Raw genomic sequence first — 10,964 nt, 5'->3', positions numbered from 1 at the left:
GCGGGAGCAAGCTCCCTCGCCACAAGAGCCTGTATCAACCTGATCAAACCCACCCACTGCTCTGCATCGCCTTGTACACCGCCACGATCGCCAGGACAAAAAATGCCGAGGCGGCCAGGCGGCGGATCAGCGTCAGGGGCAGTTTCTCGGCGGCGAAATTGCCCGCCAGTACCACCGGCACGTTGGCAATCAGCATACCCACGGTGGTGCCGATGATCACCAGCCACAGTTCCGGGTACTGCGCGGCGAGCATCACTGTGGCGATCTGGGTCTTGTCGCCGATTTCCGCCAGGAAGAACGCGATCAGCGTGGTCAGGAAAGGTCCGAACTTGCGGGCCGTACTGGCTTCGTCATCGTCCAGTTTGTCCGGCACCAACGTCCACAGCGCTGTGGCGGCAAAGCTCACCGCCAGGATCCAGTGCAGGACCGCGTCCGAGAAAATACTACCGACCCAGGCGCCCACCGCTCCGGCTGCCGCATGGTTGGCCAAGGTCGCGGCAACGATGCCGGCAATGATGGGCCAGGGTTTGCGAAAGCGAGCCGCGAGAATAAGCGCGAGCAGTTGCGTCTTGTCGCCGATTTCGGCCAGCGCAACGATAGCGGTAGGTACGAGGAAAGAGTCCAGCATCAGGTGATTCCTAGAGGGGCGGGTCGACACGGCTATGACACGTACAGCCTTCCCGCCCCGGGTAAGGTGTGCGTGTCATAGGTCTTGTCAAACCCAGCGACCATCTGCGTGGACGCTTGGGCCGCATACGCCATGGTCTGCTGACCAAGTATGTTGACGTATGCCGGGCGAGCATGGCGCTCGCGGGAGACTACTCCCCTAGGACGGAGCGGATTCTGCCTAGGCAAATCCGATTGGGCAAGTGCTGTTTCTTAAATTGGCTTCAGCCGCGCTTGGCCCGATAGATGCGGAAACCCTGGCCTTCGGCCTTGATCGCGCACACGCCCAGATGCTCTTCGATCAGCGGCTGATACTTGAGGAAACTGTTTGCCACCAAGCGCAGTTCGCCGCCGTTTTTCAGATGTTTCGCTGCTTTTCGCAGCAAATTTTCCGTGGCGTGGTAGTCGGTGTGCACGCCGACATGGAACGGCGGGTTGCTCAGAATCGCGCTTAATCCCATGGGCGCGGCGTCGATACCGTCGCCGGTCAGCACCTCGGCCTCCAGACCATTGGCGGCCAGGGTCAGGCGGCTGCTGGCGGCGGCGAACGCATCCACGTCCAGCAGCGTGACGGTGTTGTGCGGATAGCGACGCTTGACCACTGCTCCCAGCACGCCGGCGCCACAACCGAAGTCCAGCAGGTGGCCGCTGGGCAGTTTATCCAGGTGTTCCAGCAACAGCGCACTGCCGCGATCCAGGCGACCGTGGCTGAACACCCCCGGCAGGCTGATGACCTTCAGCGCGCCTTCGGCCAGGGGCAGCTCGTAGGTCTGGGCCAGGCTTTCCAAAGGTTTGGCCTCGGGGGCGTCGGCCACGGTGACCTGCCATAGCTGACAATGGCGCGCGCTGTCGAGCTTGCGCGGCTTGCCAAAGACGTTGAGCTGCTTGGACGCGCCTTCGATGCCGCTGCGCTTTTCCCCCACCAGATAGACCTCGCGACCGGCCAGGCGCGAGGCCACGGCATTGAGGATGTAGTCGGTCAGGTCCTTGGCTTTGGGCAGGAAGACCACGGCGGTCTCGAACTCACGGGCCGGCACGTTCACGCCAAAGTGGCTGCGCTCGGGGAAGCGGGCATCCAGCGCGGCCTGATCACCGGCGTGCCAGCACCAGCCATGGGCTTGGGGCAAGCGACCGAGCAGATCGTCGGCGGGCAGGCCGGCCAGCAAGACTGAACCCTGAAATAACTCGGCCTGACGAAGCAGTACTTCACTGCGCGGATCCATGGTCTGCTCCTTGAAAAAAAGTGCGGCAGTTTATCAACTGACGACCCGCTGCGCTGTACCGCTGAAAAAGCCGAGGGCGTTTTCCGTCAGTTGGCCGACGATCCGTTGCCGGGCCTCGCGGCTGCCCCAGGCGTTGTGGGGCGTGACGATCAACCGTGGAATGTCGGCGGCCAGCAGCGGGTTGCCCTGGGTGGGTGGCTCCACGCTGAGCACATCGGTGGCCGCGCCGCCCAAATGACCGCTGCGCAGGGCATCGGCCAGGGCCTGTTCGTCAATCAGGCCGCCGCGGGCGGTGTTGAGCACAAAGGCGCCGGGTTTGAGCAGCGCCAGTTGCCGGGCGCCGATGAAATTGCGCGTGTGTTCGTTGAGCGGACAGTGCAAGGTCAGGGCATCGATCTGCGGCAACAGTTGATCCAGCGGCAAACGATCGGGGCGGGCAGGGCGTCCGGGGATCTGCCCCAACAGCACGCGCATGCCGAAAGCTTCGGCCAATCGCCCGACGGCGCTGCCCAGTTCGCCATGACCCAGCAACCCGAGGGTTTTGCCTTCCAGTTCGACGATGGGGTAGTCCAGCAGACAGAACTGCGACGCCTGCTGCCAACGGCCCTCGGCCACCGCCTTTTGGTAGTCGCCCAGGCGGGTCGCCAGATTCAGCAACAGCATGATCGTGTGCTGGGCCACCGACGGCGTGCCGTAGCCCTGACAGTTGCACACGGTGATGCCGTGTTGGCGGGCGGCGTCCAGGTCGACGTTATTGGTGCCGGTGGCGCTGATCAGGATCAATTTCAGTTCGGGGTTGGCGGCCATGGCAGTCGCATCGATCACGACCTTGTTGGTGATCGCCACCGTCGCGCCCTTGAGCCGCTCGCTCACTTCATCCCGGCTCGTGCGGGCGAACAGTTGCAGTTCGCTGAAGCAGTTGCGCAGCGGTCCCAGGTCCAGATCGCCGAGGTCCAGGGAAGGGTGATCGAGGAAAACTGCGCGGCCGGTGTTTGTCATCAGCTGTACCTTTTATCTGAGGAATCGAAGGCGTAATGTGGCGAGCCTATCAGATGAATGGCGGCCCAGGTGCCGAACACCCGTGGCGAGGGAGCTTGCTCCCGCTGGACCTGTAGGAGCTGGCGAAGCCTGCGATCTCTTGATCTTTCGCTCAAGACTCAATGGACTGTAAAAAGCTCGCAGCCTCGCTTCGCTCGTCAGCTCCTACAGCGTCAGCGGGAGCAAGCACCCTTGCCACGGTATTCATTTTAAAAGGCCTACTCTCCAGGAGCCCCCATGTACCTCACCGAATTCCTCACCGTCGCCCTGATCCACCTGCTGGCGGTGGCCAGCCCCGGGCCGGATTTTGCCGTGGTGGTGCGCGAGAGCGTGACCCATGGCCGCCGCGCCGGAACCTGGACGGCGCTGGGTGTGGGCACGGCGATTTTCCTGCATGTGGGGTATTCGCTGCTGGGCATCGGCCTGATCGTGTCGCAATCGATCGTGTTGTTCAACGCGCTGAAATGGGCTGCCGCCGCCTACCTGCTGTACATCGGCTTCAAGGCCCTGCGAGCGCAACCGGTCAAGCCGACGGCGGACAACCTGCACAAAGAGGTTGGCGAACGTACCGCCCGTGGCGCGTTCACCTCGGGTTTCGTCACCAACGGCCTGAACCCCAAGGCGACGCTGTTTTTCCTGTCGCTGTTCACCGTGGTCATCAACCCTCATACCCCCCTGGCAATCCAGGCCGGTTACGGCGTGTATCTGGCGGTGGCGACGGCAGTGTGGTTCTGCCTGGTGGCCATGCTGTTCAGCCAGCAGCGAGTGCGCGCCGGGTTTGCTCGTATGGGGCACTGGTTCGACCGGACCATGGGCGCGGTCCTCATTGCCATTGGCGTAAAGCTGGCGTTTACCGAGTCTCACTGATCGGTTTTGATGTGATCGTCTCCACCCCCGCCAGGGGACGGTCAGTGGCGTTGACGAACGTACTCCAGAAAGGCGTCGATGTTGTCACTGCTCAGCAGTGGCGACACCGCTTTGACCTCTTCCATCGGCCAGTCCCACCAGGCTGATTCAAGCAAGGCCTGACGCACCGGCTCTTCAAAGCGCCAGCGAATGAACCGGCATGGGTTGCCGCCGACGATGGCGTATGGTTCGACATCGCGCGTCACCACGGCGCCGGCCGCGACCACGGCGCCATGACCAATGGTCACCCCGGACAGAATCATCGCTTCGGCGCAGATCCAGCAGTCGCTGCCAATCACCACATCGCCCTTGGTCGGGTTGCAGCCCGGGATACCCTGGGCCTGTTCGATCATCAGCGGGAACGGAAAAGTGCTGACCCAGTCGGTGCGATGCCCGCCACCCAGCAGAATTTTCACGCCTTGAGCGATCGAGGTATAAGACCCGACTTTGAGGATCGTGTCGTCGCCGAACTCCATGACTTCGGGAATGCCATACGTGCCCACACCAATCTGGTATTTCGGATAGCGCAAACGGATTTTTTCCGGCGCTCTTTCGAGTTTCTCCAGGCGCTTGAGGTGCTTGCGTACTTTGCGCTCCTTGAGTTTTTTCAAAAAATTCAAGGTCGAGGCCTCGCTGTCGGGCGTCGCAAGACCAGTCGCTTGAAGCGCTTCAGGCTGGTTGCGTTCAGGTGGCGCCACGGAATGCTGCGCAGCAGCCGCCAGGCTTCTTTGCGGTCTTCGACCACCGCGTACTTCAGCGCTTTGTGAACCAGCACCGTGCGGGCCGCCCCATAGGCGGGGTGGGCTCGATAGGGCTCGATAGCCTGCAGGTCGGCCTTGAGCATCAACCGGTACTTTCTCGACAGGTTATTGGGGTGGCGTCGATAGCGCGTCACACAAACCGGCAATTCATGAATTTCATAACCCTTGTGGGCGATCCGCAAGGTGATCTGGAAATCCTGGACTCGCAGCAGCGGATCATAAAAGCCGGCGTCGCGCAGTGCGCTCATGCGATACAGCGCTGTTGGCGCGCCGATTACCGCAGCGCTGCGTAGAAGATCGTCGAAGGTATGCACCTGAATATGGTCGCGCTGTTGCGCCTTGATGGTCTGGCCTTCGCTGTCCATGTAGATGATCAGCGCGCCGACACAACCGACCTGCGGATGCTCGTTCAGGTACTGGGCACGGAGCCCGACCGAGTGGGGCAACATGATGTCGTCAAGGTCCGGAGTCGAGATGTAATCGCCCTTGGCGTACTTCAGCCCGTGGTTGAGCGCCGCGCTGACACCCTGATTTTCCTGGGAGTACAGCTGGAAGTCGTAGGTCTGTTGCAACTGCCGGAGCATGGCGAGGCTGTTGTCGGTGGAGCCGTCATCGACCACGATGACCTCAACGTTCGGATAATCCTGGGCAAAGATGCTGTGGATCGCTTCTTCCAGGTATTTCTCGGCGTTGTAGCAAGGGGCCACGATCGACACGAGCGGCTCACTCTGTGGCGCGATGGCCTGGGAAGAAGTCAGGTCGGTGTTCATGATTCTCTGCAAAAAGCGGGTGGTGTCGGGTGAGCCTGTGAGAGCACTTCCCCACGGGCTTTTGTAACGACGTTGACACCTATGCTCGCTGCTGGATCCAACTCTGACAAGGTTTAACCCACATAAACCGTGCAAAACCTGCGGTTGGGTGGCTCAAGGCTAGTATTTGCGGGCGGATCAAATCATTCCTTTGGCTGATTTGATCCGCGTAACAGCGCTCTAAAGTGCTTACTTCCAGCCACGACCGTGCAGTCAGAAAAGGGACTCTTATGTTGCAGACTCGCGTTATTCCTCCAGCCGAAGGCGCTTATCAATACCCGCTGCTGATCAAGCGGCTGCTGATGTCCGGTGCGCGTTACGAGAAAACCCGCGAGATCATTTACCGCGACCAGTTGCGCTACAGCTATCCGACTCTGATCGAACGCGTCGCGCGGTTGGCCAATGTGCTGACCGAGGCCGGGGTCAAGGCCGGTGATACCGTGGCGGTGATGGACTGGGACAGCCATCGTTACCTGGAATGCATGTTTGCGATCCCGATGATCGGCGCGGTGATCCACACCATCAACGTGCGCCTGTCACCGGAACAGATCCTCTACACCATGAATCATGCTGAAGACCGCTTCGTGCTGGTCAACAGCGAGTTCGTCGGTTTGTACCAGGCGATTGCCGGGCACCTGACGACCGTCGAAAAAACTCTCCTGCTGACCGACCTGCCTGAAAAAACCGCCGACCTGCCGAACCTGGTGGGCGAATACGAACAACTGCTCGCCGCTGCCAGCCCCGCCTACGATTTCCAGGACTTCGACGAAAACTCGGTCGCCACCACGTTCTATACCACCGGCACTACCGGCAACCCCAAGGGCGTGTATTTCACCCATCGGCAACTGGTGCTGCACACCATGGGCGTGTCGACCATCATGGGCGCCATCGACAGCGTGCGGCTGCTGGGCACCAACGACGTGTACATGCCGATCACGCCGATGTTCCATGTCCATGCCTGGGGCCTGCCGTACGTGGCGACCATGCTCGGGCTCAAGCAGGTCTACCCCGGCCGTTATGACCCCGAATTCCTGGTCCAGTTGTGGCGCAAGGAGAAAGTCACCTTTTCCCATTGCGTGCCGACCATTCTGCAAATGGTCCTCAATGCCAAGGGCGCCCAGGACACCGATTTTGGCGGCTGGAAAATCGTCATTGGCGGCAGCGCCCTGAACCGAAGCCTTTACGAAGCGGCCAAGGCCAGGGGCATCCAGCTCACCGCCGCCTATGGCATGTCGGAAACCGGCCCGCTGGTGTCTTGCGCCCACCTCAACGACGAATTGATGGCCGGCAGCGAAGACGAACGCATCACCTACCGGATCAAGGCCGGCGTACCAGGGCCATTGGTGGAAGCGGCAATTGTCGACTCCGAGGGGCGTTTTCTGCCCGCTGACGGCGAGACCCAGGGCGAGCTGGTGCTGCGCGCACCGTGGCTCACCGAGGGTTATTTCAACGAGCCGCAGAAGGGCGCCGAGCTCTGGGCCGGCGGCTGGCTGCACACCGGCGACGTCGCCACGCTGGACAGCATGGGCGTGATCGATATTCGTGACCGCATCAAGGACGTGATCAAGACTGGCGGTGAATGGATTTCGTCCCTGGACCTGGAAGACCTCATCAGCCGTCACGTGGCGGTACGCGAAGTAGCAGTGGTGGGTATTCCCGATCCGCAGTGGGGCGAGCGCCCATTTGCCTTGCTGGTCATCCGCGAAGGGCATCAGATCGGGGCTCGCGAGCTCAAGGAACATCTCAAGCCGTTCGTCGAATTGGGGCACCTGAGCAAGTGGGCGATCCCGAGCCAGATCGCCCTTGTTACGGAAATTCCCAAGACCAGCGTCGGCAAGCTCGACAAGAAGCGTATCCGCATCGACATCACCGAATGGCAGAGTAATAACAGCACCTTCCTGTCGACGCTTTAAACGTTTTTGCCGTGCCCAAAAGGGCACGGCAGCCCCACCAAGCAAGCGCTTGCCTTGTCAAACCGAAAATTTCAGCCATCCTTGCCGTGCCGACATCTGTCGGCCTGGCGAAAGGACTGTTCCAGAGTGGTCGCGGGCTGCAAATCACACTTTAGAGGGATCAAGCCGTACTACCTGCTGGCTATAGTCCGTTTAAGGATTTTCAAGAACGGGGCGCACGCACTAAACGGGCGATGCGACTTTGAACGGGGGTGAAACGTTGCCATTCCCAGCCGTTGAAAGTGTTCTTGGAAAATACTGACTGCCATAAAAATAAAAGCACATGGAGTAGCGTCGATGACCTCAGCAAACACGTTCTGGCGCCGGGCAAAACTGCCTCTGGCGGTCAGTCTCGCCTCTTCGCTCGCCGGGCCAGCATTCGGCGTCAGTTTCAACATCGGTGAAATCGAGGGCCAGTTCGACTCGTCCCTGTCGGTAGGCGCAAGCTGGTCCACGGCCAAGGCCAACCGGGACCTGATCGGCGTCAACAACGGCGGCAAGGGCCTGTCCCAGACCTCCGACGACGGTCACTTGAACTTCAAGCGCGGGGAAACCTTTTCGAAGATCTTCAAGGGTATCCACGATCTGGAACTCAAGTACGGCGATACCGGCGTGTTTGTGCGCGGCAAGTACTGGTACGACTTCGAACTCAAGGACGAACATCGCCTGTACAAGGACATCAGCGACAGCAACCGCAAGGAAGGCGCCAAGTCTTCCGGCGGGCAGATTCTCGATGCGTTCATCTACCACAACTACGCCATTGCCGATCAGCCAGGTTCGGTTCGCCTGGGTAAACAAGTGGTCAGCTGGGGTGAAAGCACCTTCATCCAGGGCGGGATCAACTCGATCAACCCGGTCGACGTGTCGGCGTTCCGTCGTCCTGGTGCCGAGATCAAGGAAGGCCTGATTCCGGTCAACATGTTCTATGTCTCCCAGAGCCTGACCGACAACCTGTCGGCCGAGGCGTTCTACCAGTTGGAGTGGGACCAGACCGTAGTGGACAACTGTGGTACGTTCTTCTCCCAGCCGGACGTGGTTGCCGATGGTTGCAGCGACAACCTGCGAGTGCTGAACAAACGCTCTACGCTGCCGACGGCCGCATTGGGCCCAGCGGAGGCGCTCGGCGTCGACGTCAACGAAGAAGGCGTGCTGGTGCGTCGCGGTCCGGATCGCGATGCTCGCGACAGCGGCCAATGGGGCGTGTCGTTCAAGTACATGTTCGAGCCGCTGGACACCGAGTTCGGTGCCTACTTCATGAACTACCACAGCCGTGCGCCGATTTTCAGTGCCACCGGTGCTCCGCAGTCCATCTTTGACCTGGCTGCCAGCTTGCCGCCTGCGTTCGCCGCGCTGTCACCTCTGCTGGTGGCGGGTAACTCGAACTACTTCATCGAATACCCTGAAGACATCCGTCTCTACGGTTTGAGTTTCTCCACCACCTTGCCTACCGGTACGGCGTGGAGCGGTGAACTGAGCTATCGTCCGAACGCCCCGGTGCAACTGAGCACCACGGACATTCTTTTCGCCGGTGTGACGCCACTTCCCGGTCTTGGCAATGCTTCGGTACTCCCTGGCTCCCCAGGTCAGGACCTGCATGGCTATAACCGCAAAGAGATCACTCAGTTCCAGACCACGTTCACCCACTTCCTGGATCAGGTCATGGGCGCCAGCCGTCTGACCCTGGTAGGCGAAGTCGGCGTGACCTACGTGGGCGGCCTGGAAAGCAAATCCGACGCTCGCTACGGCCGCGACCCGGTGTTTGGCCCAGGCGAACTGCCTAACAATTTCTGTAACGTGCTCAATGGCTCGACTGCGGCAGGTGGCGGCCAGACCAGTGCCGATGTGAACAGCAACTGCAACAACGACGGCTTCACCACTTCCACCTCCTGGGGCTACCGCGCTCGCGCCATCTGGGAATACCCGGACGTGTTCGCCGGCGTGAACCTCAAGCCCAACGTGGCTTGGTCCCACGACGTCAAAGGCTACTCGCCAGGCCCAGGCGGCAACTTCGAAGAAGGCCGCAAAGCCGTCAGTCTCGGACTGGATGCCGAGTACCAGAACACCTACAACGCGAGCCTGGCCTACACCAACTTCTTTGGTGGCGACTTCAGCACCGTGGACGATCGCGATTTCCTGGCGCTCAGCGTCGGCGTGACCTTCTAAGCACAGTATTTCAGGACGACACACTATGAAAATAACAAAGAGTCTGTTGCAGGTCGGTGTTCTGGGGCTATCCCTGCTGGCTGCCAGCGTCATGGCGGCTGTGCCTGCCGCCGAAGCCGACAAACTGGGCAAAAGCCTGACGCCGATGGGCGCCGAAATGGCCGGCAATGCCGACGGTTCGATTCCGGCCTGGAAACCCATGGCCAAGAACGCCGGCAGCGTGGACAGCAAGGGTTTCCTGTCCGACCCGTTTGCCAGTGAAAAACCGCTGTTCACCATCACTGCGCAGAACGTCGACCAGTACAAAGACAAGCTCGCGCCGGGCCAGTACGCAATGTTCAAGCGCTACCCGGAATCCTTCAAGATGCCGGTCTACCCATCCCATCGCGGCGCCACCGTGCCGGATGACGTGTATGCCTCCATCAAGAAAAACGCGGTGAACACCAAGCTGGTGTCCGGCGGTAACGGTCTGGAGAACTTCGAGACGGCGGTGCCGTTCCCGATTCCCCAGAGCGGTGTGGAAGTGATCTGGAACCACATCACCCGCTATCGTGGCGGCAGCGTGACCCGCCTGGTGACCCAGGCCACGCCGCAGCCAAACGGCTCCTACAGCCTGGTGTACTTCAGGGACCAGTTCGTGTTCCGCGACAAGATGAAGGATTTCGATCCGGCCAACCCTGGCAACATCCTGTTCTACTTCAAGCAGCAAGTCACCGCGCCGGCGCGTCTGGCCGGTGGTGTACTGCTGGTGCACGAAACCCTCGACCAGGTGAAGGAACCGCGTTCTGCGTGGGTCTACAACGCCGGCCAGCGCCGTGTGCGCCGTGCGCCACAGGTCTCCTATGACGGCCCGGGCACCGCCGCCGACGGCCTGCGTACCTCCGACAACCTGGACATGTACAACGGCGCGCCGGATCGCTACGACTGGAAACTGGTGGGCAAGAAAGAACTGTACATTGCCTCCAACAGCTACAAGATCGATTCGCCTCAGCTCAAGTACGCCGACATCATCAAGGCCGGCCATATCAACCAGGACCTGGCTCGCTACGAGCTGCGTCGTGTCTGGCATGTGACCGCGACCCTGAAGGAAGGCCAACGCCACATCTACGCCAAGCGTGACTTCTACATCGACGAAGACACCTGGCAAGCGGCAGTGATCGACCATTACGACGGTCGTGGCCAACTGTGGCGCGTTGCCGAAGCCCATGCCGAGAACTACTACGACAAGCAAGTGCCGTGGTATGCCCTGGAAACTCTCTACGACCTGCAGTCCGGCCGCTATCTGGCGCTGGGCATGAAGAACGAAGAGAAATCGGCCTACGACTTCGGCTTCACCGCCACCACCGCCGAGTTCACTCCCAACGCATTGCGCCAGGAGGGTATCCGCTAAACAGCTTCACCCGAGGCCGCATCCTCGAAAAACGCCCCGACTGGTTCGGGGCGTTT

At 60.7% G+C, this 10,964-nt stretch carries 9 protein-coding genes and 1 riboswitch; of the genes, 4 read left to right on the top strand and 5 right to left on the bottom strand.

Annotation, left to right across the window (positions count from 1 at the left end; genetic code table 11):
• Positions 1-43 precede the first annotated feature (43 nt).
• The 3 genes from HU811_RS19650 to HU811_RS19640 form a co-directional block, all read right to left on the bottom strand.
• Positions 44-628, bottom strand: a complete 585-nt coding sequence (locus HU811_RS19650) for a TMEM165/GDT1 family protein (protein ID WP_186657596.1) — start codon at positions 626-628, stop codon at positions 44-46.
• 89 nt (positions 629-717) lie between these two features.
• Positions 718-840: riboswitch (yybP-ykoY riboswitch) on the bottom strand.
• A gap of 50 nt (positions 841-890) precedes the next feature.
• Positions 891-1,889 (bottom strand): methyltransferase, encoded by a 999-nt coding sequence (locus HU811_RS19645; RefSeq protein ID WP_186657595.1) that lies wholly within the window; start codon positions 1,887-1,889, stop codon positions 891-893.
• A 33-nt stretch (positions 1,890-1,922) separates the two neighbouring features.
• A complete protein-coding gene (locus HU811_RS19640; RefSeq protein WP_092402456.1) occupies positions 1,923-2,888 on the bottom strand; it encodes a 2-hydroxyacid dehydrogenase in 966 nt (321 codons plus the stop codon).
• 276 nt (positions 2,889-3,164) lie between these two features.
• Between HU811_RS19640 and HU811_RS19635 the strand changes: the two genes are divergently transcribed.
• A complete protein-coding gene (locus HU811_RS19635) occupies positions 3,165-3,794 on the top strand; it encodes a LysE family translocator (RefSeq protein ID WP_186657594.1) in 630 nt (209 codons plus the stop codon).
• Positions 3,795-3,835: 41 nt separating this feature from the next.
• Here HU811_RS19635 and HU811_RS19630 read toward each other — a convergent pair whose 3' ends face one another.
• Positions 3,836-4,453: a CatB-related O-acetyltransferase gene (locus HU811_RS19630; protein ID WP_186657593.1), complete on the bottom strand. Its 618-nt coding sequence runs from the start codon at positions 4,451-4,453 to the stop codon at positions 3,836-3,838.
• Positions 4,450-5,364, bottom strand: coding sequence for a glycosyltransferase family 2 protein (locus tag HU811_RS19625; protein WP_186657592.1), 915 nt, complete (start codon positions 5,362-5,364; stop codon positions 4,450-4,452). The genes HU811_RS19630 and HU811_RS19625 overlap by 4 nt, the downstream gene beginning before the upstream one ends.
• Positions 5,365-5,633: 269 nt before the next feature.
• On the opposite strand from HU811_RS19625, the gene HU811_RS19620 reads away from it, so the two are divergent.
• From HU811_RS19620 to HU811_RS19610, 3 genes are all read left to right on the top strand, one after another.
• Positions 5,634-7,316, top strand: coding sequence for a fatty acid--CoA ligase (locus HU811_RS19620; RefSeq protein ID WP_092402448.1), 1,683 nt, complete (start codon positions 5,634-5,636; stop codon positions 7,314-7,316).
• A 336-nt stretch (positions 7,317-7,652) separates the two neighbouring features.
• Positions 7,653-9,518, top strand: coding sequence for a DUF1302 domain-containing protein (locus tag HU811_RS19615; RefSeq protein ID WP_186657591.1), 1,866 nt, complete (start codon positions 7,653-7,655; stop codon positions 9,516-9,518).
• A gap of 25 nt (positions 9,519-9,543) precedes the next feature.
• On the top strand, positions 9,544-10,908 hold the full coding sequence (locus tag HU811_RS19610; protein ID WP_186657590.1) for a DUF1329 domain-containing protein: 1,365 nt from the start codon (positions 9,544-9,546) through the stop codon (positions 10,906-10,908).
• Positions 10,909-10,964: the final 56 nt, after the last annotated feature.

This window comes from Pseudomonas tehranensis (assembly GCF_014268615.1).
In the GTDB taxonomy this organism is placed as follows: Bacteria; Pseudomonadota; Gammaproteobacteria; order Pseudomonadales; family Pseudomonadaceae; genus Aquipseudomonas; species Aquipseudomonas tehranensis.
Note: the sequence above shows the minus strand (reverse complement) of the source record. Positions and strands in the feature narration are given on the sequence as shown.